The sequence below is a fragment of the Lysobacter sp. FW306-1B-D06B genome (assembly GCF_038446665.1).
Taxonomy (GTDB): Bacteria; Pseudomonadota; Gammaproteobacteria; order Xanthomonadales; family Xanthomonadaceae; genus Lysobacter_J.
Genome location: NZ_CP151802.1, coordinates 2,176,622 through 2,203,279, shown reverse-complemented (window position 1 = coordinate 2,203,279; position 26,658 = coordinate 2,176,622). Strand labels below are relative to the sequence as shown.

The following is a 26,658-nucleotide window of genomic DNA, read 5'->3' as shown; positions in this document are numbered from 1 at the left end:
GCGCGCGTCAGCCGGCGACCAGGCGCGTGGCGCGCGGTTCGGCCACGGCGAGCAGCAGGCGTTCCAGCGCCAGCCAGGCGTCTGCGGGCTCCTCGCCCAGGCGCGGGCGGCCCTTGGCGATGCGATCCACGCGACCGGCTTCGGCCACGAACGCGTCCCAGCGCGGCGCGGCATGGCGGGCCAGCGCGCGCTTGTACATCGGCTGCTTGGAATCCCAGATGCGCTGCGCCTTGAATTCGGCGACGAGGTTGCCGCCACGTGCCTGCACGCGCGCGAGCGCCGCGGCGCGCTGCAGTTCCATGACGATCATGCCGAGCAGGCCCGGCACCGCCTCGCCTTCCGCACGCAGGCCGGCGAGCATGCGCGAGACCTGCGCGCCCTGTCCGTTCATCGTTGCGTCGACCAGGCGGAACACGTCGAAGCGCGCGGCGTCGGCGACCAGTTCGGCCATGCGTTCGCGATCCAGCGACTGACCGTCGGACAGCAGCGCGAGCTTGTCGATTTCCTGCGCCGCCGCGAGCAGGTTGCCCTCGACGCGATCGGCCAGGCTCTGCACGGCTTCGTGGTCGGCACGCAGGCCGCGCGCGCGCAGACGACGTTCGATCCAGTCGGGCAGTTCGTGCGGCTTGATCTGCCACGCAATCGCGATCTGGCCGATGCGGCCGATCGCCTCGCTCCATTTGCCGCCGTGCTGCTTGCTCCACTCTCCGGCGGTGATGAGCAGCGTCACGTCCTGCGGCGGATCGGCGCAGAAGTCCGAGATCACTTCCGCACCTTCCTTGCCGGGCTTTCCGCCAGGCAGGCGCAGTTCGACGAGACGGCGGCTGGCGAACAGGCTCGGCGCACGGAACGTGGCGGACAACGCGTTCCAGTCGGGTTCGCGCTGGTTGCCTTCGGCCTCGAACACTTCGCGCTCGGCGATGCCCGCACGGCGTGCGGCGGCGCGCACGGCGTCGGCCGCTTCGAGCACGCGCAGCGGCTCGGGGCCGGCGATGAGGTAAGCCGGGTGCAGCGCGGCAGGCTCGGGCCGGTCGAGGCCGAGCTGGGCGACGAGCTGCTCCGGACGCAGTTCCATCAAGGGGTGGTCGTGTTGGACGCCGGCGGTGAGGTCTCGTCGGCCGGAGTCGGAGTCGGAGTCGGAGTCGCAGCCGCCGGAGCTGCAGCGGCCTCGGCGGTGGCGCGGCGCGCGACGGCGTCGAGTCGACGCAGCACGGAGGCGACCATCTCGCGGCGCATTTCACCCTGCAGGATTTCGCGTTCGCCTTCCGTGCCGATGGCCTGCACGGGATTGGACACGTAGTCGCGTGCCAGTTCGATCGTCTGGCGCGGCACCGGCGTGGTGCCGTCGGCTCGGCGCAGTTCGAACGTCACGGCATAGCGCAGCGAGTACTCCTGCGCGCGGCCGAATTCGTCGAGGCTGATCGGGCGATCGCCCCATTGCTCGTTGATGAGGTCGAGCACGGTGGCGTCGACCGTCTGCTCGGTGGCGGGCACCGCGCCGGCGCGGGTCAGTGCCTGCGCGAGCGATTCGGCCAGCGGGCTGTAGCGATCGACCGAGACGACGCGAACCGGGCCGAGGTCCGGCGGCAGTACCAACGCGCTGCGCAGATGGAAGCCACAGGCCGACAGGGCCAGCACCAGGGCAACGGGGATGGCGCGCTTGAACAGGGATCGGGTCATGCGGGAAGTCTGGACGAGGCGTCGGCCACCATCAATAGCGAACGCCTCGCTCTCGTTCAGTGAAACCCCGGCGAGGCCATGGCCGGCATGCTTTTGCCCTAGCCCCTGAGTCAGGGGCGGTTCGCGCCGCAGGCGCGAAAGGGCGGGTATGGCACTAGAGGCGCGCGGCCCAAAGTTTGCCACGCAAACTTTGGGGGTTGGTCCGCCGCAGGCGGACTAACCCGCGACGATGTTGACGATCTTTCCCGGCACCACGATCACCTTGCGCACCGTCATGCCTTCCATGTACTTGGCCACGTTCGGCTCGGCCAGCGCGAGGCGTTCGGCTTCGGCCTTGTCGATGTTGACCGGCACGTCGATCGTGCCGCGCAGCTTGCCGTTGACCTGCACCGCCAGCGTCACCGCGTCGCGCTCCAGCGCGGCCGTGTCGGCGACCGGGAACGGCACGTCCTCCAGCAGCGTTTCCTTGTGACCCAACGCCTGCCACAGCGCATGGCAGACATGCGGCGTGACGGGGTTGAGCAGCAGCACCATCGCCTGCAGCGCTTCGTGGCGCACGGCGCGGCCCTGGTCGCTCATGTCGTCGAACTTCGACACGTGATTGAGCAGCTCCATCAGCGCCGCGATCGCGGTGTTGAAGCTGTGGCGGCGGCCGTAGTCGTCGCCGACTTTCTGGATGGCCTCGTGCAACTGGCGGCGCAGCGTCTTCTGTGCGGCGTTGAGCTGGGCGACGTCGACTTCCGGATGATCCGGCTGCGAAACATGCGTGAGCACTTCGCGCCAGAAGCGGCGCAGGAAGCGCGCCATGCCTTCAACGCCGGCTTCGTTCCATTCCAGCGACTGTTCCGGCGGCGCGGCGAACATCGAGAACAGGCGCACCGTGTCGGCGCCGAACTTGCCGACCATCAGTTGCGGATCGACGCCGTTGTTCTTCGACTTCGACATCTTTTCCGTACCGCCGATGACGACGGGCTTGCCGTCGGCCTTCAGCGTCGCACCGGTGATGCGGCCGCGCTCGTCGCGGATGACTTCCACGTCGGCCGGGTTGATCCAGTCCTTCGAGCCGTGCGCGTCCTCGCGATAGAACGTTTCGGCGATGACCATGCCCTGCGTGAGCAGGTTGGTCGCCGGCTCGTCGCTGTTCACCAGGCCCTGGTCGCGCATGAGCTTGTGGTAGAAGCGGAAGTACAGCAGGTGCAGGATCGCGTGCTCGATGCCGCCGATGTACTGGTCGACCGGCGTCCAGTACTTCGCGCGCTCGTCCACCTGCTGTTCGGCGCCCGGCGAGGTGTAGCGTGCGTAGTACCAGCTCGACTCCATGAAGGTGTCGAAGGTGTCGGTCTCGCGCTCGGCCGCGCCGCCGCACTTCGGGCACGTGGTCTTGCGCCATTCCGGGTCGGACTTGATCGGCGAGGCCACGCCCGAGAACGCGACGTCTTCCGGCAGCACGACCGGCAACTGGTCTTCCGGCACCGGCACATCGCCGCACGACGGGCACAGGATGACGGGAATCGGGCAGCCCCAGTAACGCTGGCGGCTCACGCCCCAGTCGCGCAGGCGGTAGTTCACGCGGCGCTGGCCGCGGCCTTCGGCCTCGAAACGCGTCGCCAGTGCGTCCAGCGCCTGCTGGAAATCCAGGCCGTCGTACTCGCCGGAATTCACCAGCCAGCCGCGCTCGGTGTACGCGCCTTCTTCGCGGATGCGACGTTCGAATTCCTCCACGACCTGCACGGCCGCCGAGGTTTCGTACACATCCGAGCGCGCGCCGCCGAGCGCGCTGCTCATCGGGTCTTCGTGCTTGGCCAGATCGCCCGCGATTTCGGCGAGCGCATCGCCCACCTCCGGCGGCACGATCACCATGCGGATCGGCAGCGCGTACTTGCGCGCGAATTCCCAGTCGCGCTCGTCGTGGCCGGGCACCGCCATCACCGCGCCGGTGCCGTAGTTCATCAGCACGAAGTTGGCGACGAAGACCGGGATCTGTTCGCCGGTGATCGGATGGACGGCGCGCAGGCCGGTGTCCATGCCGCGCTTTTCCTGCGTTTCCAGTTCGGCTTCGGTGACGCCGCCCTTCTTCAGGTCGTCAAGGAACGCCGCCAGGTCGGGATTGTTCGCCGCCGCCTGCTGCGCCAGCGGATGTTCGCCGGCGATCGACACGAAGGTCACGCCCATCAGCGTGTCGGGACGCGTGGTGAACACGTGCAGCGGCTCGATCGCACGGCCGTCGGCGTCGACGACGTCGAAACGGATATCCAGGCCTTCGCTGCGGCCGATCCAGTTGCGCTGCATCGTCTTGACCGCGTCCGGCCAACCCGGCAGCGCGTCCAGGCCGTCGAGCAGTTCCTGCGCGTAGTCGGTGATCTTGAGGAACCACTGCGGGATCTCGCGCTTTTCCACCAGCGCGCCGGTGCGCCAGCCGCGGCCGTCGATCACCTGCTCGTTGGCCAGCACGGTCTGGTCGACCGGATCCCAGTTCACGACCGAATTCTTGCGGTACGCCAGGCCCTTCTTCATTAGGCGCACGAACATGCGCTGCTCGTGCACGTAGTACGACGGCTGGCAGGTGGCGAACTCGCGCGACCAGTCGATCGCATAGCCCATCTGCTGCAGCTGCGCCTTCATGTGCGCGATGTTGGCGTAGGTCCACTTGGCCGGCGCGGTCTTGTTCTTGATCGCGGCGTTCTCGGCCGGCAGGCCGAAGGCGTCCCAGCCCATCGGCTGCAGGACGTTGTGGCCGGTCATGCGTTTGTAGCGGCTGATGACGTCGCCGATGGTGTAGTTGCGCACGTGGCCCATGTGCAGCGCGCCCGACGGGTACGGCAGCATCGACAGGCAGTAGTACTTGGGCTTGTCCGAGGCCTCGTTCACTTCGAAGGCACGCGTGCCCTCCCAGAAGCGCTGCGCATCGCCTTCGATGGCCTGCGGGTCGTAGGGGCGGGTTTCGGTTGCGGCTTCGACGGACACGGCGTTCTTTGGGGCGTGGGGGAAAGACCTTCAAGCCTACCGCAGCGCAGCAAGGCCCGCCACGCGAAGGCCGCGCCATGCCCGATCTGCGCCGCCGGTCGCCTCCGCCGCGCCGGGCCTGTGCTTCAATCGACCGTTCCAGGGGACGAACAATCGGGGAGTCGTACGTGTTGAAGCCGCTCAGTCTTGCGCTGCTGGCCGCGATGGCCAGTGTTCCAGTTCATGCCGCCCAGCCTGCCGCCGGAGCGGCCAAGGACGCGCTCCAGGCGCTCCAGTGCGGCCAGGTGTTCGACGCCCGCACCGGCAAGCTCACCGGCCCGCAGACGCTGGTCGTCCGCCAGGGGAAGATCGAGCAGGTCGTCGGCGGCACCGCCGCGGACATCGCCGGCGCCACCCGCGTCGACCTGAGCGGCCACACCTGCATGCCCGGCTGGACCGACCTGCACGTGCACCTGGGCAGCCAGTCCAGCCCGCAGAGCTATTCCGAAGGCTTCCGCCTGGATGAGGTGGACTACGCCTTCCGTTCCGTGGATTACGCGAACAAAACGCTGATGGCCGGCTTCACCAGCGTGCGCGACCTCGGCGGCGAAGTCAGCCCGCACCTGCGCGACGCGATCAACCAGGGCCTGGTCGACGGCCCACGCATCTGGGCAGCCGGCAAGTCCATCGCCACCACCGGTGGCCATGCCGATCCCACCAACGGCTACAACGACGCGCTCTCGCACCTGATTGGCCCGCCCGGCCCGACCGAAGGCGTCATCAACTCCATCGACGACGCCCGCCAGGCCGTGCGCCAGCGCTACAAGGAAGGCAGCGACGTCATCAAGATCACCGCCACCGGCGGCGTGCTGTCGTACGCCAAGTCCGGCGATGCGCCGCAGTTCACCGTCGAGGAAGTGAAGGCCATCGTCGACACGGCCAAGGACTACGGCTACCGCGTCGCCGCGCACGCGCACGGCGAGGAAGGCATGAAGCGCGCGGTGCTCGGCGGCGTCACGTCCATCGAGCACGGCACCTACATGAGCGACGACGTGATGAAGCTCATGAAGCAGCACGGCACCTGGTACGTGCCCACCATCTACGCCGGCCGCTTCGTCGCCGACAAGGCCAAGATCGACGGCTACTTCCCCGATGTCGTGCGCCCGAAGGCGCAGCGCATCGGCGCGCTCATCCAGGACACCGCCGGCAAGGCCTACAAGAACGGCGTGAAGATCGCCTTCGGCACGGACATGGGCGTGGGCCCGCACGGCGACAACGCGCGCGAGTTCATCTACATGGTGGAAGCGGGAATTCCCGCGCCGGTCGCGTTCCAGGCCGCGACCATCCGCGCCGCCGAAGTGCTCGGCGTGGACGACCAGGGCGTGATCGAAGTGGGCAAGCGCGCCGACATCGTCGCCGTGCCGGGCAATCCGCTGGAGGACATCCAGCAGGTGATGAAGGTCGACTTCGTGATGAAGGACGGTACGGTCTACCGCACGCCGGAAGCCTGATCCTTGCGCGCGTCGGGGTCGCCTAGCGCGACCTCGACGCGACGACCACGCTCGCCAGCCACACCAGCAGCAACAACCGCTGCGCGAGCGGGCCGACGAGCACCGCGGGCGGCAGCACATTGAGCACCACCGCAAGCGCACCGGCCACGAGGAACACCACCGCCACGTGCCGCCATGCGTGCTCACGCAGCACGCCCATGCCCAGCAGCAACGCGCCCGGCGCGAACGCCAGCCACCACAGCAGCCAGGCCGTGGCATGGCGCTGGCTGACCGCGCCGTCCAGGTCGTGCGGGTCCAGCGTCAGCAGCCCCTGCGCGGCGAACGCCAGGGCCGAGATCACCAGCATCCAGGCGCCCAGTGGCGCGAGGCGGCCGATGCCGTCGGGCAAGCGCCCACGCAGCCGCACGAACGTCCACGCCGCCAGCAGGCCGGGCAGCACGAATCCGAGCAGGTTGAAGAACACCGCACCCGGGACACCGCGCGCGCCCAGCAATCCCAGCGGGTGCTGCGCATGCGAGAACGCCGGCAAGGCCGCCGCGAATCCCAGCACCGCCACGACGCAGCAGGCGGCGGCCAGCCAGCCGGCAAGGCCATCGAACCGGGACGGAGATTGCGCGCTCGGACGACTCATGCCCGCATGCTAGCGTGACCGCCCGCATGGCGCCCGTCCCGGCTTGGCAAGGACACGCGCCGTCCCCATCTCCCGAGCATTGCCCACGAGCCCCCGCCGATGATGTCCGACGCCTCCGCCCACGCCCACGTTTTCGACGCCACCGCCGACAATTTCGAGACCGAAGTCCTGCAGAAGTCGCTGCAGACGCCGGTTTTGGTCGATTTCTGGGCCGAATGGTGCGGTCCGTGCAAGACGCTCGGGCCGATCCTGGAGAAGCTCGCCGCCGACTACCAGGGCGCGTTCCGCCTGGCGAAGGTCGACGTGGACAAGGAGCCGCAACTGGCGGGTGCGTTCCAGGTGCGTTCGATCCCGACCGTGTTCCTGGTGAAGGACGGGCAGCTGGTCGACGGCTTCCCCGGCGCGCTGCCCGAAGGTCAGCTGCGCGAGTTCCTCACCCATCACGGCATCCAGCCCGCGCCGGCGAACGACGAGTCCACCGACATCGCGCCGGAGGAAGCCGCCGCGCCGATCGATCCGCATGCGGAAGTGGTGCGCCTGCGTCATGAATCCGAAGCGGCGCCCGACAACGCCGAGCTCAAGCTCGACCTTGCCCTGGCCCTGCTGCGCACCGGCGCGGCGCAGGAAGCCGAGCAGCTGCTCGACGCCCTGCCCGCCAATCTCGCCACCGACGACCGCGCCCAGCGCGCCCGCTCGCGCCTGGGCTTTGCCGCGCTGCTGAAGGACGCGCCGGCGCGGGAAGTGCTCGAAGCGGCCATCGCCGGCGATCCCGACGACCTGCGCGCCCGTCACCTCCTGGGCGCCCTGCGCCTGGTCGACGGCGATGCCGAGGCCGGGCTGGAGCAGTTCCTGGAAATGCTCCGCCGCAACCGCGGCTACGAGGACGGCCTGCCCCGCAAGGCCCTGATCGACGCCTTCCGCGTGATCGAGGACGAAGACCTGGTGGGCCGCTACCGCCGGAAGATGTCGTCGCTGCTGTTCTGATCGACGGCAGCACGTAGCCCGGGTAAGCGAAGCGCACCCGGGGACGCTCGCCGCCGAACGGTCCAAACCCGGGTGCGCTCCGCTTACCCGGGCTATCACGATACGCATCCGTATGGCAGGCTGTGCGCCCCACACGCAGCCCCGCTCCGAATGAAAGCCAGTGTCCTGCGCCGCGGCCTCAACTTCTGGCCGCCGTTTCTTTTCAGCGGCATCCACGTCACGCAGATCTCCGACGACTACCGCCACGCGCACGTCGAACTGCGCATGCGCCCCTGGAACCGCAACTACGTCGGCACGCATTTCGGCGGCAGCCTGTTCGCGATGACCGATCCGTTCTGGATGCTGCTGGCGATGAATGCCCTGGGCCGCGAGTACTGGGTCTGGGACAAGGCCGGCGAGATCGAATTCGTGAAGCCCGGTCGCGGCACCGTGCACGCCGACTTCCGCCTGCGCGATGAAGCGCTCGACGAACTTCGCGCCGCCACCGCGAACGGCGAGAAGGCACTGCGCTGGTTTGACACCGATATCACCGATGCACAGGGCGAGGTCGTCGCACGCGTGCGCAAGCAGCTCTACGTGAGGCGCAAACCCGCACATCGCGAAGGCGCCGACAGCGTGTAGGAAACGGCAGAAACCGCCCAAAATCCGGCCGTTTCCGACAAAAACTGACGCTGTGCGTCATCACACTGAACCAACGATCGTGCGCACATCGTGGATGTGATGGGCACGTCGTGAGCTTTCCCCTCTCTCGGCGTATGCTCCTGCTTCGCGACAGGGGGCCGCGATGTCCGGTTCTGCAGGCAACAACGACAACACATCGCCATTGCCGGAGATCGCCGGTTATCGCCTGCACAAGGTGATCAACCACGGCGGCATGTCGACCGTGTACCTGGGAAACCAGCTTGCGCTCGCGCGCGAGGTGGCGATCAAGGTGATGTTGCCGCTCGCGCTCGCCGACGAAGTCAGCCGTCGTCGCTTCGAGAACGAAGTGCGCACGATCGCGCGACTGGAACATCCCAACATCGTCGGCATCCACGAAGTGGGCCGCACGTTCGACGGCCTGCCCTACTACGCGATGCCCTACCTACCGCGCGGCCACCTCGGCCAGCGCGAGCTGAGCAAGGATGAACCGCGCGCGATCGAGATCGCGCTGACGCTGCTTCAGGCGCTGGACTACGCGCATGCGCGCGGTGTCGTGCATCGCGACGTCAAGGCCGAGAACGTGCTGTTCGACGAAAGCGAGCGCGTGCTGCTCGCCGATTTCGGCATCGCGCTGCGCCGTGGCTTCGGCCCGCGCGTTACGACGGCGGGCCTTGCCGTGGGCAGCACCGCGTACATGGCGCCCGAACAGGCGCGCGGCGAAGACGTCGACGGCCGCGCGGACCTCTACAGCATGGGCGTGCTGCTGTGGGAAATGCTCACCGGACGCCTGCCCTTCGAAGCCGCCGACGCCTTGTCGATGGCGGTGATGCACGCACAGGATCCGATTCCGAAACTTCCGCAGCATCTGCGCCACTGGCAGCGCTTCATGAATCGTGCGCTGTCCAAGCAGGCCGCGCATCGCTTCCAGGATGCGACGCAGATGGCCAACGCGATCCGCGGCGTGCAACAGCGCAAGCCGTGGACCGGCGCGGTGGAGAGTCTTCGCCGCCTGCGCCCGACGCAGCGCTGGGCGATGCCGGTGTGGGCGACGCTCGGCGTGACCGCGGTGACGCTGGTCGTGCTCGCTTTCAGCCTGGGCCGCGACGAGGCCGAAAAACCCGCGCCGATGACGCCCATCGCGACGGCACCGCAGGCGACGCCGTCGGTCGACCCGACCGCCGCGATGCTGCAACCGCTGCCCGAGGCGCCGCTGCAGCATGCGCTGGAGGACGCGCGCCAGCAGATCGCGCGCGGCCGCCTGACCGAGCCGGAGGATGCCAATGCCTTCGACAGCGTGCTCCTCGCCTGGCACACCGACAGCACGCATCCCGACGTGGCCAAGGCCATCGACCAGCTCACGGCGGCGTTTTCCGATCACCTCGTTCGCGCAGTGAAGGACGGCAAGGACGATCGTGCTCGCGAACTGGCCTCGCGCGCGGCCGCGCTGGGCCAGCAGACGGGCACCGCCAATTCGGCGGCGCAGCAGCAGTTGCGTGAGGCGACCGGCAAGGCGCTCGACGCGCGCCTGCAGAAGGCCGTCACCCGCCGCGATGCCGCCGACGCGCAGCGCCTGACCGCGCTGGCCGAACAGTTGCAGATGCCACGCAAACTCGACCCGCGCCTGATCGCGCAGGCCAAGGCGCTGCCAAAGGGCCTGGCGCGCGGCAGCAAGATCGAGACGGCCTCGCTGAGCAGTGCAAAGGTCAGCGTCGCGCTGACGCCACGGCCAGTGAGCCGCCGCGAATACGCGCGCTTCGCCGCAGCCAACGGCCGCGAGCCAGCGCTGTGCCGCGAGCGCGCTTCGTTGTTGCGCGTGCTCGATCCGCGCGACTGGCAGTCACCCGGTTTCCGCCAGGACGAAAACGACCCGGTGGTCTGCATCTCCCTGGAAGACGCGCAGGCCTACGCGCACTGGTACAGCGCGCAGACCGGACGCCGTTACCGCCTGCCGAGCGCGGAAGAGATCGCGCAGACGGGGGTGGAGATCGACGGCCGCGCGGTGTCGCTGTGGCTGCGCGACTGCGGCCAGAACTGCCAGCAGCGCCAGGTCAGCGGCGGTTCCTGGCGCAGCCACGAGGGCCAGCGCACGCTCGCGGCAGCGCGCGGGTACGACGACGTCGGGTTCCGCCTCGTGCGCGAGCGCTGAGGCGCCGCCGTCCACGCCAAAGGCCGCCGAGCGCGGCCCATGCGACGCTGCGATCCGCCCGCGTATGCCAACTGCGGGTGATCGATCGCCTTACAATCCGCGCCATGCCGACCTCCCCCGAGTCCCCCGCCGCCGCGTCGATCCGGCCCGCCGCGCCCAAGCCGAGCCTGCAGAAGCTCTTCCTCACCGGCCTTCTGACCCTGCTGCCGATCTGGCTGACCTGGGTCGTGGTCAAGTTCGTGTTCGTGATGCTGTCGGACATCAGCCAGCCGTTCATCACGCCGATGCTGCAGAACCTGGCGACGACCTACCCGCGCCTGCACTGGCTGGACGACCAGTGGGTGCGCACCGTGCTCGCGTTGCTGGCGACGCTGGCGGTGATCCTCTTCTCCGGCGTGATGGCGCGCTACGTGCTGGGGCAGCGCCTGCTGCGCTGGTTCGAGGCGCTGATCGGGCGCATTCCGCTGGCGAGCATCGTCTACAGCAGCGCACGGCAATTGCTCGACATCCTGCAGACCAAGCCCGACGGCACGCAGCGGGTGGTGCTGGTGGATTTCCCGCACAAGGAAATGAAGTCGATTGGTTTTGTCACGCGCGTGATCCGCGAACACGGCACCGGCCGTGAACTCGCCGCGGTGTACGTGCCGACCACGCCGAATCCGACCTCCGGCTACCTGGAAATCGTGCCGGTGGAGAAAATCACGCCGACCGACTGGACCGTGGATCAGGCCATGAGTTTCATCATCTCCGGCGGCGCGGTGGCGCCCGACAGCATTCCGTTCTCGCCGCCTTCGGTGGACGAAAAGCCGCACTGACAACCGCACCGACGTCGCGTGAAGGGGAGAAGCGCACCGTGAGCGAACCCGTGTCCCAATTCGTCGTCGCACGCACGCTCGACGATCGCGCGGTGCGACTGTTCATCGTGCTTGCCGGGTTCTTCTGCGTGAACGCGGTGCTGGCCGAGTTCATCGGCGTGAAGATCTTCGCGCTGGAAGAAACGCTGGGCATCGATCCGCTGCACTGGAACCTGTTCGGCCAGACCGGTTCGCTGAGCTTCACCGCCGGCACGTTGCTGTGGCCGGTGGTGTTCCTGATGACCGACGTCATCAATGAGTTCTTCGGCCGTCGCGGCGTGCGCATGATCTCGTGGCTCGCGGCGGGCCTGATCGTGTACGGCTTCGTGTTCGCCTTCGCCGCGATCGCCATCGCGCCGGCGGACTGGTGGGTGAAGGCCGCGCAGTCGCAGGGCGTGGACGACTACCAGGCGGCGTTCGCGGCGGTGTTCGGCCAGGGGTTGTGGACGATCGCCGGCTCGCTGGTGGCTTTCATGATCGGCCAGCTCATCGACGTGGCGGTATTCCACCGCATCCGCAGCGTCACCGGAGAGAAGTGGGTGTGGTTGCGCGCGACCGGTTCGACCGCCGTCTCGCAGCTGGTGGACAGCTTCGTCGTGCTCTACATCGCCTTCGTGCTGGGGCCGCAGAAGTGGCCAACCTCGCTGTTCCTCGCGGTCAGCACGGTCAATTACGCCTACAAGATGCTGGCGGCGATCGCGCTGATTCCGCTGATCTATCTGGTGCGCGCGGGCATCACGCGCTACCTGGGCGAGGCGCGCGCGCAGGAGCTGCGCGAGCAGGCGGCCGCGTAGGGATTGTTGCCGTCATCCCCGCGAAGGCGGGGATCCAACCATCCGGACCATCACGCCTTCTGGAGAGGGTGATACGCCTGCGCGTTGGATGGTGCCGCCATGCGGCGGCCCAAAACACCCCGCCTTCGCGGGAATGACAGCTATCGCCGCATGCCCCGCAAAACGCGACGCCCGCCCCGCACGCATGACCTTCGGCCCATGCCACCCCGGGGTGGCCGGGCGAGCCTTCGGGGTCGCCCGTCAACCCGGACTTTCCCATGCCGCATCCTGCGCGCCCGTTCCTCCGCCTTCCGCTCGCCATTGCCCTCGTCCTGGGCGTCACCGCCGCCCTGCCCTCCGCCGCCTTCGCGCAGGCGCCGGCCGCCACTGCCACGCAGAGCGCCAAAGCCACGCGTCTGAACGCGATGTACGAGCAGTACTGGGATGAGCTGCTCAAGCTCAACCCGCTGCAGGCGACGTTCCAGGGCGACAACCGTTACAACGACCAGTTGCCGAACACGCTGTCGGCGCAGTACCGCCAGCAGATGCACGAGTTCAACACGCGCTGGCTCAAGTCGGTGAAGGACGTGGGCAGCGACGGGTTGTCGGGCCAGGACCTGCTGAGTTACGAGATCTTCGTGCGCGATCGCGAGGATTCGCTGGAAGCGGAGAAATTCCCGACCTGGCAGCAGCCGATCAATCAGTTCTACAACTTCGCCGCGACCTTCGTGCAGTTGGGCACCGGCACCGGCGCGCAGCCGTTCAAGACGGTCAAGGATTACGACAACTGGCTCAAGCGCGCCGCGCAGGCGCCGGCGATCTTCGACCAGGCCATCGCCAATTCGCGCGAAGGCATGAAGAGCGGCGTCGTGCAGCCGCGCGCGCTGATGGTGAAGGTGATCCCGCAGCTGGACGCGCTGATCAAGGACAAGGCCGAGGACACGCTGTTCTGGGGGCCGGTCAAGAACTTCCCCGCCGATTTCAGCGACGCCGACAAGCAGCGCCTCACCTCGCAGTACAAGCAGCTGATCGAGAAGCAGCTGATGCCGGCGTATCGCGAACTGCGCGATTTCATCGCCAACGACTATCTGCCCAAGACGCGCGCCACGTCCGGCCTGGATGCACTGCCCAACGGCGCGGCGTGGTACGCCTTCAACGCGCGCAACTCGACGACGACCGACCTCACGCCCGCGCAGATCCACCAGATCGGCCTGGACGAAGTGAAGCGCATCCACGGCCAGATCGAGGGCGTGATGAAGCAGGTGGGCTTCAAGGGGTCGATGTCGGACTTCTTCAAGTTCATGCAGAACGACCCGCGCTTCTCGTTCGCCGATGAGCCGTCGCTGCTGGCGTACTACCGCGGGCTGGAAGACAAGATCAACCAGAAGATCCCGGAGCAGTTCTCGCTGATTCCCAAGGCGGCGTTCGAGATCCGCCCGGTCGAGCCGTTCCGCGCGCAGTCGGCGGCGGGCGGTTCGTACATGCGCCCGAGCCAGGATGGCAGCCGTCCGGGCATCTTCTACGTCAACACCTACGACCTGCCCACGCGCAAGACGTGGGATGCGGAAGACCTGTACCTGCACGAGGCGATCCCGGGCCACCACTTCCAGCTCGCGCTGCAGCAGGAGCTCACCGGGCTGCCGAAGTTCCGCCGCTTCGGCAGCGAGATCGCTTTCAGCGAAGGCTGGGGGCTGTACGCCGAGTCGCTCGGCAAGGACCTGGGCGTGTACACCGATCCGTACAACTACTTCGGTTACCTTCAGAACGAACTGTGGCGCGCCATCCGCCTGGTCGTCGATACCGGCCTGCACAGCAAGGGCTGGACGCGCGAGCAGGTGATCAAGTACATGCTCGACAACTCCGCCGAAAGCGAAACCCAGTCCACCGCCGAAGCCGAACGCTACATGGCCATTCCCGGCCAGGCGCTGGCGTACAAGATGGGCGAGTTGAAGATCAAGGAAGTCCGCGCGAAGGCCGAGAAGGCGCTGGGCCCGAAGTTCGACGTGCGCGAATTCCATGCCGAGGTGTTGAAGGACGGCTCGGTGCCGCTGGAAATCCTCGAAGGCAAGATCGACCGCTGGATCGCGGAGAAGAAGGGCTGATGACTACTCCCTCCCCTGCGAATGCAGAGGAGGGTTGGGGAGGGGCGAAGTGGTTCGCGGTACGCTCGGCGCTGGCGCGCCTCAACCCCCTCCCAACCTCCCCCTGCGCGCAGGAGGAGGAGCAAACCCCACCAGACACCACCAGGAGAACTCCATGAAGTTCCGTCCGCTGTTGCTTGCCCTCGCCGTCTCCGCGGCCGTCGCCGGCTGCTCCAAACCCGCCACCGACACCGCCGTCACCGGCACGCCCGCCACCACGCAGAACGCGCAGGCCAAGGCCGATCAGCTCAACAAGCTCTACACGGATTTCTGGGAGGCGTACCTGAAGCGCAACCCGGTGCTGGCGACCTTCACCGGTGACACGCGTTACAACGCCGAGCTGCCCGACTTCGGTTCGCAGCAGTACCGCGACGAGTCGAAGAAATTCCTCGAAGACTGGCTGGCCAAGGTCCAGGCCGTGGGTTCCGAGGGCCTGACCGGCCAGGACCTGCTCAACTACGAGATCTTCACCAAGGACGCGAAGGATCAGATCGAATCCTTCCAGTTCCCGGGCTGGATGACGCCGGTGAACCAGATGGACAGCACCGCCAGCCTCGCCGTGCAGTTCGGTTCGGGCAGCGGCGCGCAGCCGTTCAAGACCGTGCAGGACTACGACAACTGGCTCGCCCGTGGCGCGCGCATCCCGGTGCTGTTCGACACCGAGATCGCCAACATGAAGCAAGGCATCGCCGCCGGCGTCGTGCAGCCCAAGGCCCTGATGGAGAAGGTCGTCCCGCAGCTGGACGCGCTGATCAAGGACAAGCCGGAAGACACGCTCTTCTGGGGTCCGATCACCAACATGCCCAAGGACTTCAGCGACGCCGACAAGACGCGCCTGACGGAGGCCTATCGCAAGATGATCGCCGAGCAGCTGATGCCGGCGTACAAGAAGCTGCGCGTCTTCATCAACGACGAATACCTGCCCAAGACGCGCGACACCTTCGGCCTGGACAAGCTGCCCAACGGCGCGGCGTGGTACGCCTACAACGCCAAGCAGAGCACCACCACCGACCTGACGCCGGCGCAGATCCACCAGATCGGTCTGGACGAGGTCGCACGCATCCACGGCGAGATGCAGAAGGTGATGACGGAAGTGGGCTTCAAGGGCTCGCTGCAGGACTTCTTCAAGTACGTGCAGACCGACAAGAAGTTCGAGTTCAAGAGCCAGGATGAGCTGCTCAAGTACTACCGCGGCCTGGAAGCGAAGATCAACGAGAAGGTCCCGACGCAGTTCTCGGTGATCCCGAAGTCGCCGTTCGAGATCCGCCCGGTCGAGCCGTTCCGCGAGAAGTCCGCGGCCGGCGGCCAGTACTATCCGCCGAGCGAAGACGGCACGCGCCCGGGCATCTTCTACGTCAACACCTACGACCTGCCCTCGCGCAAGATCTGGGACGCGGAAGACCTGTACCTGCATGAGGCGATCCCGGGCCATCACTTCCAGATCGCCACGCAGATCGAGCTGAAGGACATGCCGGCGTTCCGTCGCTGGAGCATCCAGAGCGCGTTCGCCGAAGGCTGGGGCCTGTACGCCGAATCGCTGGGCAAGGACCTGGGCGTGTACACCGATCCGTACTCGTACTTCGGTTACCTGCAGAACGAACTGTGGCGCGCGATCCGTCTGGTCACCGATACCGGCCTGCACAGCAAGGGCTGGACGCGCGATCAGGTCATTGCGTACATGAAGGAGAACTCGGCCGTCAGCGACACCACCGCCGTGGCCGAAGCCGAGCGTTACATCGCATGGCCCGGCCAGGCGCTGGCGTACAAGATCGGCGAGTTGAAGATCAAGGAACTGCGCGCGAAGGCCGAGAAGGAACTGGGCGCCAAGTTCGACGTGCGCGAGTTCCACAATGAAGTGCTCAAGGACGGCGCCGTGCCGCTGGCGGTGCTGGAGCAGAAGATCGACCGCTGGATCGCAAGCAAGAAGGGCTGATGGCCGCGGCGCGATGCGTCGCGCCGTCGCTCAAATACGAAACGGCCGGGCCGCGAGGTCCGGCCGTTTTGTTTGCTGCGGTCTCCCATGCGCTTGCTGCGCCCGGCCCTCGCTGTACGGCGGATTCGGGGCTCCGCGTCCATTGGCGCCAGCGCGTTCATCTGCCTGAACTGAACCGCGCGTCCCCGATCACCCGCGCTCGCCTTGCAACACGCCGTAAGGGACCTATATTCGCCATTCCTGCGCCTGTGCGGATGCCGCTCCGGGTGCCTCCGTCGATGCCTGCATCGACCCGCACCTTCCCTTGCCATGCCCGCCGCACTTCGTCTTCTCTTCGCCGCCGCCACCCTGCTTGCCGTGCCTGTCCTTGCGCAGGCCGATCGTGTCGGGCCGCCGCGCAAATCCGTCTCGATGCTCCCGACCTTGCCTACTCTCGAGCCGGGTGGACGCTGGTTGTCGCGTCTGGCACCGGGTGCCGATCCGAAGGTGCTCGACCTCGCCGTCTCGGCCATGGAGTGCGCGCAGGCCAGCGGCATCGGCGCCGCCGCCCGGCGACTGGCGGTGATCGATTACAGCCGCCCCTCGCTCGTGCCGCGCCTGTGGGTGTTCGATCTAAACGCCGGAAAGCTGTTGTACGAGGAAGTCGTCGCGCACGGACAGGGCTCGGGCGACAACCTCGCCACGCGGTTCTCCAACCGCGATGGGAGCCACCAGTCCAGCATCGGGCTGTTCGTCACCGCCGACACGTACACCGGCAAGAACGGGTATTCGCTGCGCATGCGCGGTCTCGAGCCGGGCGTGAACGATGCCGCCATGGCGCGCGCGATCGTGATGCACGGCGCTCCGTACGTCGATCCCGAACAAGGCCGGCGCATGGGCCGGCTCGGCCGCAGTTGGGGCTGCCCTGCCGTGCGCAGCGTGGTCGCCAAACCGATGATCGACCTGCTCAAGGACGGCCAGTTCGTGTTTTCGTACTACCCCGACCAGGCATGGCTGGCACGCTCGGCGCTGCTCAATTGCCCTGCGGTGCGAGCCCAGCGCGAAGGGTTTGCGCATCGGCCCGACACCGGACACCCGGCCTCGGGCTGAATCCTGCGCGCGTGAGGGCGGTGCGTCGGCCGTCAGCTCGCCGCACGCAATCGCTGACGGTTCGCTTGCCACGCCGCATCGCGGGATGGCACCGGGGTGGTCGACGCCCACTGGCGGCTCGCCTGCTCCCACAGTTGCAGCAGCGGCGCATCGGCTCGTCCGTCGATCTGCAATCGCGCGGCGGCTTCGCAGTGTTCGCAGGCCGTGCGCGCGTCGCCGTCGCGCAGGGCAAGCCTGGCGAGCGCCTGGCGCGCGCGAACGTCCTGTAAGCCCATTTCGCTCAGCCGCTGCCGTACGGCCGTGTCCACGGGCTGCGCCAATCCCAGCTTCGCTTCAACGTGGCAGCGCATGGCGGGAACGGCCAGCGCCCCATGGTTCAGCAATGTCGCGACGAGTCCATCCACTCGGATGAAATCGTCGTGTGCCTGCGCGGTCGGGAGGCAGGCGGCACGTTCGAGCATCAGTTCGGCGGCTTCCAATCGCAGTTGCGGCTCGCCGGCCCGGTCGACGAAGGGGACCACGCACTGCAGCGCGTCGGTCAACACGTTCGCTCGCGAGCCCTCGCCGGCATGGGCAGCGCGGCGGCGAAGCAATCGCGCACGCGCGTGTGCGACGTGCGGGTTGCCAGGAAGCATCGCTTCCAGGCGCTGCAGGATCGCATCACCCTCAGTGAAGCGCGCGCGTGCGGCATCCCCGCGCAGATGGGTGATTTCCAGCGTGATGAGTTCCAGCCAGCTCAGCATCATGTCCGGCGTGGCATCGGGGCCCGTGAGGACGTCGCAGTAGCTGTTACGGAAGTTGCGCAAATGCAGCACGCGCGTGGCGCCTCCCGCGAGGGCGGCATGCGCCAGTTCGTTCTCCACCTTCGCCGCGTACCAGAGCGCGCGGTGGTCCGCTTCTACCGTCTTGAGGCCGGCGGCGAGAAGCGCATCGGCCTCCATGCGAAGCTTCGCCGCATCCGGCGACGCCGAAGCACGTGCCTGTGCCTGCAGTGCTTCCTGCAGGTTCCAGTGGCCACTCGAGGCCGGATCGCGAAGGAGATTTGCGGCGTCGCGGAACGCCACGGCAGCTTCGGCGAACCCTGCGGCCTTCCGCTCCTGCCCCTCGTCCGAGGGCGTGGCTGCCGCCCGCTGCGCCAGCGCTTCGCCGAGCGCGAGGAGACTGTCGGGATCGGCCCGCTCCGACCGGTCCACGGCCCGCTGCATGGCGACGACGGCCGACTCCAGCGTCTGGCGCTGGTCCGCGCCCCGCTCGGCACCGGCCTGATGCAACCGGTAGTGCCCTACCCGGTACCAGCCCGCCGGATGTTCCGGATCGCGCTCGAGGAGTTGCTCCAGCGCATCGGCCGCCCCGGCATACGCCGTCGACGCGCCGCTGTCGCGCGCGATGAGCGACCAGGCGAAGGCAGTCAGCTCCAACACGTCCATCGACGCTGGCGACGGGACCTGCACTGAACCCAGCACGGCCAGTGCCTGATGCGGATGGCCCGCCTCCAGGAGCGCCCGCGCTTCTTCAACGGAATCATCGGCGGAGGGAGTCGGAACGCTGGCATGCGGAATGTCGGGCGTCGGCTCCGGTGCCGCAGCGGGGAGCGGCTCCGTGGCGGAGTGGGCGGGCTCCGCCACGAGTGACTCCGTGGCGCGGCCGGGCGTCGCGAGAATGCCCAGCGCCTGCAGGTCGACCAGCGGCACGGAAACGGAGGGCGTCGCTTTCGCTGACGCGCCGGTGCCCCGCTCGTCCGGACGCGTTGCGACTGCCGGCGATTCGTTGAAGAAGGAGGGAGGCGCAATGCGGTTCGCGGTGCCTTCGGGCATCGCGGCCTGTGCGTTGACGATCGCTTCGAGCCTGTCGTTGACGACGTGCGATTCAACCGTGGGCGCGGCCGTGACCGATGAGCTCCGTTCGGCGGGGACAGACGCCGCTGCGCTTGGATCCATTGCTTGCGCGGCCGCAAACACCAGAGGAGGACCGGGCCGGACGGGTTCCACGGTCGCGTGAACGGATTCGAGCAGCATCGGCGTAACCGGCCTGGGTGCGGTCGCCGCCGATTCGGCGCTCTCGCTCTCGATGTCTTCGACGAACAGCAGGCCGTCTGCCGCCTCGCTGCCGGCCCGGAATCGATGCGCGAAGCCCGCCTCTGTGCTCGACGGCGCTTCCCACGGGGCGCGGTGGGACTCGTGGTTCGGCTCCCAAGTCCCTTCTCCGGCCAACATCTGCACCTTGGCGCCGATCGCATGCCCGGTCTGTTCGTTCGGGATCGGATCCGAGGGCGGTGCATCCAAGTTCCGGTTATTCATTTTCAGTGTTCTCTGACGTTTTCGCCTCGCGATGCCGGGCAGAAACAGGCCGAATGCGGCAAGGCCGGCGACGGGCAGCACGAGCTTCCATGGAACGGCCGACGCGAACCCCATGCCAGCGCCCTCGCGGCCGATACTGGCCGTAGCTACCGCCACGACGCTCGAATCCTCAGGTGCTACGGAGGCGCGATTGATTACTGTGGGGGATGGCGCGGGAGGAGTTGCTTCACGACCAACTGCATTGGCGGCAACTACGGGGGCCGGCGCTTGTTGCGTATCGCCGCCGCCCGTTTCCTCGACATCGCGCGTGTCGAAGAAGGACGTCACGTAACTTGGCCGCTCTGAGGCTTTGCGCAGCGGCTCGTCGTTTGCCAAGGGAAGCGGCCCTGCGCTTTCCGTCACAGCATTCGCGGTTACTTCGCCACCCGACTCGACGGGCGTCGCTTGGAGTTCGACCGCTGGACGAACCACGCCCGCGTTCCTCTGGCGGACACGCACGGCTGAGGTCGTCGCATGCCGCGCACTTCCGGCCCGCCGATCAGCACGGACAGGTCGGGGCGGCGTAGATGGCGGAGGCAATGGCTCCACCTTATCGACAGTCTCGGCGGCGGGACTGGCGACCTCCGACCAGCCGGCGCCCCCGGGGTATTGCCCGAATCCGCTGACGGGCGCACGAGGCGGCGGACTGACGGGTCTTGGCGGAGCGGGTTTCTTGCGCCGCCAGAACATCCACGACCTGCGCTTCGTGGGCTCACCAGCGGTTGGAGCGGTCGGGGTCGGGGTCGCCCCCTTCGCCGCGCCAAGGTAGGTCGGCGGAGGGGGCTGGCCTTGTTCGACAGTTGCGGAATCCGCGGGGGGCGATGCCGGGGCGGCCCCGTGCATCGAGAACATCAGTGCAACGAATGAAGCCGGAACCAGCGTTGCCCTGATGCGCGGAGCAAGCCCGGTCGCAATCCTCCGCCTCTTCCCTGCTGTCGTCATCCCCGCCCCCCGCTCCGGTCAGACTCGCCGGCCGTTACAGCTCGATCAGTCTCTCGAAGATCACACCGCCTTCCTGAGGTACGGCGATCACGTTCTGATACACGCGACCCGGGAAGATGTTGAGCGCGTTACCGACCTGGTTGTTGCGCGAATACAGGTACGGCAGGTGCGACCAGCAGCGGTAGCCGAGGTCCTTCACGCGACGGATTTCTTCCTCCGCCATGTCCTGATCGCCCATGCGGAAATACAGGGCCGGGCGGTGCTTGCGGATGGTGGCGGCCGCGCCATCGAGGACCGAGCAAAGCTCTCCCGCATAGTTGATCTTGAGCAGGTGCAGCGCATCGAGGTTCAGGTCGTCGAGCGTCTTGACCGGCACTCGCTCGCGGCGCTCGCTGACGCTTTCCACGCTCGGCACCAGCGTGCCGAGTTCGGCCACGCCTTCCATGCGACCCAGCCACATCGGGTGCGTGTGCACATTCGATAGGCCATTGAGCGCGACGTTGGCGCACAGCTGCTGCATCACCATGCGGCGCGGTTCGATGACGTGGACCTGGCCACGATCGCCCACGGCGCGCGCGAACCAGAGCGCATGCGCACCGTATTCGCTGCCCATCTCAAGCACGAACTGGTGGTCGGACACGATCTCGCTGAGCAGGTCGAGCTCCTGTTCGATCCACTCACCGTACTGCGCGAGCGAACGGGAGGCCGGGCAGCGACCAGGAACGGAATTCATGACGCCGTAGCGCGTCTTCCAGAGCTGGGGAATGCCTTCGGTGGGGCTGTGCAGGTTGTTCATGCGGCGACTCAGGATATGAAACGACAGGGAAACCGACCCGCAAGGGTGCTCGGTTATGGCAACAGATCTTGGAGGTCGAGCGCACCAAGAAAAATGAGAACCGTCTGAAAAAGCGGCCGGGCGCCGGCGGTGGCAGAAGTAATTTGCTTCACGCTACGCTGCCCAACCCGTCGAATGGATATCGCGATGACACGCCTGCTCCTGGCCCTGTCACTCACCCTGTATGCCTGCCTCGCGGACGCGGCGGTTCCGATGTGGGGCGCGCGGCAATCCAGCCCCGCCGGCACGGCGCCGTCGCAACTCAAGCCGGGCGAGTGGATCTGGGGCGGCGACAATCGCGCCGGCCCGCTGGCCGTCGTGGTGAGCCTGTCGGACCAGCGCGCGGTGGTGTACCGCAATGGCATCCCCATCGGCGTCAGCACGGTCAGTACGGGGCGCAAGGGCTACGAAACCCCGACGGGCGTGTTCACGATCCTCCAAAAGGACAAGGACCATCGCTCCAGCCTCTACAACGCCGCACCGATGCCCTACATGCAACGGCTGACGTGGGACGGCGTCGCGCTGCACGCGGGCGGCCTGCCGGGCTATCCGGAATCGCACGGCTGCGTGCATCTGCCTTCGGAATTCGCGCGGCTGCTGTTCGACTCGTCGAACATGGGCATGGTCGTGGTCGTTTCGCAGGAAGGCCGTTCGCCGGAAGACACGGCGCATCCGGGCGCGCTGATCCCGATCAATCCCAACACGGGCGCCGAGGCCGCGATTCCGCCGCTCCAGGCCGGGCAGAAGTACCGTTGGCGACCGGAAGTGTCGACTGAAGGCCCGGTGTCGATCCTGCTCAGTGCAGCCGATGGCCAGGTGATCGTCTATCGCAACGGCATCGAGATCGGCCGCTCGCGCGTGCTGATCCGGCAGCCGGAACAACCGCTGGGCACGCACGCGTACATCGTCAAGGACGGTTTCATGTCCGGCGACAACCCGCTGCTGCCCGGCACACGGATGCCTAACTGGAGCACGATCGGCATTCCGGGCAACGGCCCGGCGGCCGGTCAGCTGCTGGGACCGGAGACGATCGATCGCGTGGTGATTCCGCACGATTTCGTCGCCGCGGTGCTGCCGCTGCTTACGCCCGGAGTGGTGATGCTGGTCACCGACGAACGCGTGCAGACGCAGACCACCGAAGGCGCCCCGGTGCAGGTGCTCGACTCCGACCCGCCGGAAACCTGAGGCCTTGCCATGGATCCGATCCTCGCCACCTTGCATGCCTATCGGGACGCCGTGCTGGCGAAGGACGTCGAGGCGTTCGTCCGGCTCTACGACGACGACCTGCACGTCTTCGACATGTGGGGCGACTGGTCGCTGCGGGGACTCGCCGCGTGGCGGCGCATGGCACAGGGCTGGTTCGGCTCGCTCGGCGACGAATGCGTTGTGGTCTCGTTCGACGACATCCAGTCATCGATCGCAGGCGCCATCGCATACGGCCACGCCACCGTCACCTACACCGCGCAGTCGAAGGACGGCGTCGCCGTGCGCTCGCTGTCGAACCGGATGACGCTGGTGCTGCAACGGCGTGGAGAGGACTGGAAAGTCGTGCACGAGCACACTTCCGCGCCGATCGAACACGCAACGCTGAAGGCCGTGTTGCAACGACCGCGCGACGCCTGAATCGCGCCTCGCGCAACGCACCCCGAAAAGACAAAGGCCCGGTCGACTGACCGGGCCTTCGCATCTTCATGCGATGAAGACGTGCCTCAACCGTTGGCAACGCCGCTGCGCGAGCCGCGGCCCTGGCCGCCGCCGCGATGCTGCTTCGGACCCGCATGCGCGTGGCGCGGCGCAGGCTTGCCGTGCGGACGGTGCGCGGCCTTGCGCGGCGCGCCCTGCTTCTGGCGCGGATTCGGCAGCGGCGCGTTGAACTGGATCGCGCGGCTCGGCGCGAAGCCCTCCACGACCACCAGCTCGACTTCCGACTTCAGCATGTTCTGCACCTGGCGCAGCAGGCCGCCCTCTTCCGGCGCGACCAGCGACAGCGCTTCGCCGCTGGCGCCGTTGCGGCCGGTGCGGCCGATGCGGTGCACGTAGTCTTCGGCGACCATCGGCAGGTCGTAGTTGATGACCAACGGCAGGTTCGGGATGTCCAGGCCGCGCGCGGCGACGTCGGTGGCCACCAGCACGCGGGCCTTGCCGGCCTTGAACTGGTTCAGCGCCTTCTGACGCTGCGCCTGGCTCTTGTTGCCGTGGATCGCGACGGCAACCAGGCCCGACTCTTCCAGCTGCTCGGCCAGGCGGTTGCAACCGTGCTTGGTGCGACCGAACACGATGGCCTGGTCGGTGTGGCGCGCGCTCAGGATCGACACCAGCAGGTCACGCTTGCGGGCGACGTCGACCGGATGGGCGCGATGCGTGATCGTCTGGACCACGGCGTTCTGCGCGGCAACCTGCACCTGCTTCGGCGAGCTCATGAACTCCATGGCGAGCGCCTTGAGCTGCGATTCGAACGTCGCCGAGAACATCATCGTCTGGCGATCGCGCGGAAGCTTGCCGAGGATGCGCTTCATCGCCGGCAGGAAGCCCATGTCGAGCATGCGGTCGGCTTCGTCGAGCACCAGCAGCTCGATCGAATCGAGCTTGACGGTGCCGCGATCCAGATGGTCGATCAGGCGGCCCGGCGTGGCGACGAGCACATCGACGCCACGGCGGAACATCTCCACCTGCGGGCCCATGCCGGCGCCGCCGAAGATGGCGCTGATGTTCATGCGCAGATGCCTGGCGAAGCCGCGCAGGTTGTCGTTGACCTGCACCGCGAGTTCACGCGTGGGCACCAGCACCAGCGCGCGCGGACGACGGAAGCCGTTGGGCGAGGTCTGCTTGGACAGGCGGTGCAGCAGCGGCAGGCCGAACGCGGCCGTCTTGCCGGTGCCGGTCTGGGCGCCGCCCAGCAGGTCGTGGCCGGCCAGCGCCATCGGGATGGCCTGGGCCTGGATCGGCGTCGGAGTGGTGTAGTTCTGTTCGGCCAGCGCGCGCAGCAGCGCGGGCGAAAGCCCGAGGGTTTCGAACGTCATGCGATGTAGCTCCGTATGCGCGCCATCGCGCCGTGCCGGCTGAACGCAGCAGGCACGGACGAAACGTCGCGTGATGCCCCCGGCGTTCCCTGAACCGCGCCGGCGGTGATCGTGTTGGCCGGCGACCGGATGCTCCGGGCCGTGTCTGCGCTACGAAAGACGTGCGGGATAGAAGCCGTTTGCTCGAACCGCAATGCGGTCCACGGCGGGCATACCTGGGAAACGTACCCTTGCGGGGAAGGCAGCCGTGCGCTGAACGGGGCGGACTCTACGCGAAAGCGGCCGGTCCCGCCACCCATGTAGGCTGCGCGGGCCGGTGCGATTCATAATGAGGACGAACGATGGCGGATGTGGGGTCGAACGATCTGGTCAAGGTGGTGGCCCTGCTTGGGGCGGCCGTGGTGGCGGTGCCCGTGTTCAGGCGCCTGGGGCTGGGCTCGGTGCTGGGATACCTGGCCGCCGGGCTGGTGATCGGCCCCTTCGGCCTGGGCTGGTTCTCCGACCCGCAGGCGATCCTGCACGTCGCCGAGCTGGGCGTGGTCATGTTCCTGTTCCTGATCGGCCTGGAAATGCGCCCCTCGCATCTATGGAGCCTGCGCAAGCAGATCTTCGGCTGGGCACCCTGCAGATCGTCGCCTGCACCGCCGCCCTGACCGGCGTGGGCCTGTTGTTCGGCTATGCGCCGGTGGTCGCCTTCATCGGCGCGATGGGCTTCGTGCTGACCTCCACGGCCATCGTGATGCAGCTGCTGGCCGAGCGTGGCGACATCGCCCTGCCCCCGGGCCAGAAGATCGTGTCCGTGCTGCTGTTCGAGGACCTGCTGATCGTGCCCCTGCTGATGCTGGTGGCGCTGCTGTCCCCCGCCGAGCCGAGCGCCGACACCTCGCGCTGGGCCTCGATAGGCATAGGCGCCGGCGTGCTGGCCGCGCTGGTGGCGGCGGGCATCTGGCTGCTGAACCCGCTGTTCCGGCTGCTCGCAGCGGCCCGGGCGCGCGAAGTGATGACCGCCGCCGCGCTGCTGGTCGTGCTCGGTTCGGCGCTGCTGATGCAGTTGGGCGGGTTGTCGATGGCGATGGGCGCCTTCCTGGCCGGCGTGCTGCTTTCCGAATCCACCTTCCGCCATCAGCTTGAGGCCGACGTCGAACCCTTCCGCGGGCTGCTGTTGGGGCTGTTCTTCCTCGGCGTGGGCATGGCACTGGACCTGGCCGTGGTGCGCGAGAACTGGGTGCAGATCCTCGGCGCCGTGCTCGCGATGATGGTGGTCAAGGCGCTGCGCATCTATGCGGTCGCGCGACTGTTGGATTCCAGCCATCACGAAGCCCTCGACCGCGCCACGCTGATGGCGCAGGGCGGCGAGTTCGCCTTCGTCCTGTACTCCACCGCCGCCGCCAGCGGCGTCATCGCGGCGACGCAGAACGCCAACCTCACCGCCATCGTCGTGCTGTCGATGGCGCTGACGCCGCTGGTGACGCTGGCCGTGCGGCCGTGGTTGAAACGCGACGAGGTCACGCTGGGGGACGATGTCGATGTCGCCGACGGCCTGAGCGGCAGCGTGCTGATGATCGGTTTCGGCCGGTTTGGCCAGGTGGTCAGCCAGTCGCTGCTCGCGCGCGGCGTGGACGTGACCATCATCGACAACGACGTGGAGATGATCCGCAGCGCCAGCACCTTCGGATTCAAGATCTACTACGGCGATGGCACGCGCCTGGACGTGCTGCGTGCGTCCGGTGCGCATACCGCGCAGGTGATCGCGGTGTGCATCGACAACAAGGATGCCGCCAACCGCATCGTCGAAGTGGCCAAGGCGGAATTCAGCCAGGCCCGGCTGTTGGTGCGTTCCTACGATCGCGAGCATTCGTTGGAGCTGATCAATGCCGGCGTCGACGTGCAGGTGCGCGAGACGTTCGAGTCGGCGATGAAGTTCGGCCATGCCGCGCTGTGCCAGCTCGGCGTGCCGAAGGAGGACGCGCTGGAGATCGTCGAGGACGTCCGCCGTCGCGATGCCGAACGCGTGCAGTTGGAGTTGTCCGAAGGCCTGCGCGCGGGCACGAGGCTCCTCATCGGCAACGTGGCGCACGGGCCGACGCCGACGCCGTTCACCCGCCCTCGGCATGCGGCCACGCCCCTTACCGCGGAAACCGCGGAGGCGACGCGCGAACCGTCCTGATCGCGCGCGCCCGCATTGCATCCCGGCACAC

Annotated in this window: 18 protein-coding genes and 1 pseudogene; 12 read left to right on the top strand and 7 right to left on the bottom strand. The window is 67.6% G+C overall.

Annotated elements, in window-relative coordinates:
• Positions 1–7: 7 nt before the first annotated feature.
• From holA to leuS, 3 genes are all read right to left on the bottom strand, one after another.
• Entirely contained in the window at positions 8–1,075 is a 1,068-nt protein-coding gene (holA, locus tag AAFF32_RS10230; RefSeq protein WP_342315139.1) for a DNA polymerase III subunit delta, read from the bottom strand.
• On the bottom strand, positions 1,075–1,680 hold the full coding sequence (gene lptE, locus AAFF32_RS10225; protein ID WP_342315138.1) for an LPS assembly lipoprotein LptE: 606 nt from the start codon (positions 1,678–1,680) through the stop codon (positions 1,075–1,077). Before lptE ends, holA begins: the two co-directional genes overlap by 1 nt.
• Before the next feature lie 216 nt (positions 1,681–1,896).
• Positions 1,897–4,644, bottom strand: coding sequence for a leucine--tRNA ligase (gene leuS / locus AAFF32_RS10220; protein WP_342315137.1), 2,748 nt, complete (start codon positions 4,642–4,644; stop codon positions 1,897–1,899).
• 167 nt (positions 4,645–4,811) lie between these two features.
• Here leuS and AAFF32_RS10215 point away from each other — a divergent pair, with 167 nt between their 5' ends.
• Positions 4,812–6,134, top strand: coding sequence for an amidohydrolase family protein (locus tag AAFF32_RS10215; protein ID WP_342315136.1), 1,323 nt, complete (start codon positions 4,812–4,814; stop codon positions 6,132–6,134).
• Between the two features lie 22 nt (positions 6,135–6,156).
• Here AAFF32_RS10215 and AAFF32_RS10210 read toward each other — a convergent pair whose 3' ends face one another.
• Complete coding sequence (locus AAFF32_RS10210; RefSeq protein ID WP_216958899.1) at positions 6,157–6,765, bottom strand: DUF998 domain-containing protein; 609 nt, start codon at positions 6,763–6,765, stop codon at positions 6,157–6,159.
• A 102-nt stretch (positions 6,766–6,867) separates the two neighbouring features.
• Between AAFF32_RS10210 and trxA the strand changes: the two genes are divergently transcribed.
• From trxA to AAFF32_RS10170, 8 genes are all read left to right on the top strand, one after another.
• Positions 6,868–7,749: a thioredoxin gene (gene trxA / locus AAFF32_RS10205; RefSeq protein ID WP_342315135.1), complete on the top strand. Its 882-nt coding sequence runs from the start codon at positions 6,868–6,870 to the stop codon at positions 7,747–7,749.
• A gap of 150 nt (positions 7,750–7,899) precedes the next feature.
• Positions 7,900–8,370 (top strand): DUF4442 domain-containing protein, encoded by a 471-nt coding sequence (locus tag AAFF32_RS10200; protein WP_216958905.1) that lies wholly within the window; start codon positions 7,900–7,902, stop codon positions 8,368–8,370.
• Between the two features lie 163 nt (positions 8,371–8,533).
• Positions 8,534–10,537 (top strand): bifunctional serine/threonine-protein kinase/formylglycine-generating enzyme family protein, encoded by a 2,004-nt coding sequence (locus AAFF32_RS10195; protein ID WP_216958907.1) that lies wholly within the window; start codon positions 8,534–8,536, stop codon positions 10,535–10,537.
• A 104-nt stretch (positions 10,538–10,641) separates the two neighbouring features.
• Positions 10,642–11,352 carry a DUF502 domain-containing protein gene (locus AAFF32_RS10190; RefSeq protein WP_342315134.1) on the top strand — a complete coding sequence of 237 codons (711 nt, stop codon included), beginning with the start codon at positions 10,642–10,644 and terminating at the stop codon, positions 11,350–11,352.
• A gap of 50 nt (positions 11,353–11,402) precedes the next feature.
• Positions 11,403–12,185 (top strand): queuosine precursor transporter, encoded by a 783-nt coding sequence (locus AAFF32_RS10185; protein ID WP_216958914.1) that lies wholly within the window; start codon positions 11,403–11,405, stop codon positions 12,183–12,185.
• A 257-nt stretch (positions 12,186–12,442) separates the two neighbouring features.
• On the top strand, positions 12,443–14,266 hold the full coding sequence (locus AAFF32_RS10180) for a DUF885 family protein (protein ID WP_216958917.1): 1,824 nt from the start codon (positions 12,443–12,445) through the stop codon (positions 14,264–14,266).
• Between the two features lie 154 nt (positions 14,267–14,420).
• The gene (locus tag AAFF32_RS10175; protein ID WP_342315133.1) at positions 14,421–16,238 is read left to right on the top strand and encodes a DUF885 family protein; all 1,818 of its coding nucleotides are present in this window, start codon (positions 14,421–14,423) and stop codon (positions 16,236–16,238) included.
• Positions 16,239–16,649: 411 nt separating this feature from the next.
• Entirely contained in the window at positions 16,650–17,327 is a 678-nt protein-coding gene (locus AAFF32_RS10170; protein ID WP_342317262.1) for a murein L,D-transpeptidase catalytic domain family protein, read from the top strand.
• 32 nt (positions 17,328–17,359) lie between these two features.
• On the opposite strand, the gene AAFF32_RS10165 is transcribed toward AAFF32_RS10170, so the two are convergent.
• Together AAFF32_RS10165 and AAFF32_RS10160 are read right to left on the bottom strand one after the other, a co-directional pair.
• Entirely contained in the window at positions 17,360–19,780 is a 2,421-nt protein-coding gene (locus AAFF32_RS10165; RefSeq protein WP_342315132.1) for a hypothetical protein, read from the bottom strand.
• Between the two features lie 859 nt (positions 19,781–20,639).
• A complete protein-coding gene (locus AAFF32_RS10160; RefSeq protein WP_216958925.1) occupies positions 20,640–21,401 on the bottom strand; it encodes an FkbM family methyltransferase in 762 nt (253 codons plus the stop codon).
• A 186-nt stretch (positions 21,402–21,587) separates the two neighbouring features.
• Between AAFF32_RS10160 and AAFF32_RS10155 the strand changes: the two genes are divergently transcribed.
• Both AAFF32_RS10155 and AAFF32_RS10150 read left to right on the top strand, forming a co-directional pair.
• Positions 21,588–22,625, top strand: a complete 1,038-nt coding sequence (locus tag AAFF32_RS10155) for a L,D-transpeptidase (RefSeq protein WP_216958929.1) — start codon at positions 21,588–21,590, stop codon at positions 22,623–22,625.
• Positions 22,626–22,634: 9 nt separating this feature from the next.
• On the top strand, positions 22,635–23,063 hold the full coding sequence (locus tag AAFF32_RS10150) for a nuclear transport factor 2 family protein (RefSeq protein ID WP_342315131.1): 429 nt from the start codon (positions 22,635–22,637) through the stop codon (positions 23,061–23,063).
• 86 nt (positions 23,064–23,149) lie between these two features.
• On the opposite strand, the gene AAFF32_RS10145 is transcribed toward AAFF32_RS10150, so the two are convergent.
• Positions 23,150–24,460, bottom strand: a complete 1,311-nt coding sequence (locus AAFF32_RS10145) for a DEAD/DEAH box helicase (RefSeq protein ID WP_216958934.1) — start codon at positions 24,458–24,460, stop codon at positions 23,150–23,152.
• A 341-nt stretch (positions 24,461–24,801) separates the two neighbouring features.
• Here AAFF32_RS10145 and AAFF32_RS10140 point away from each other — a divergent pair.
• A pseudogene (locus AAFF32_RS10140) lies at positions 24,802–26,627 on the top strand (monovalent cation:proton antiporter-2 (CPA2) family protein).
• The last annotated feature ends 31 nt before the right edge of the window (positions 26,628–26,658 follow it).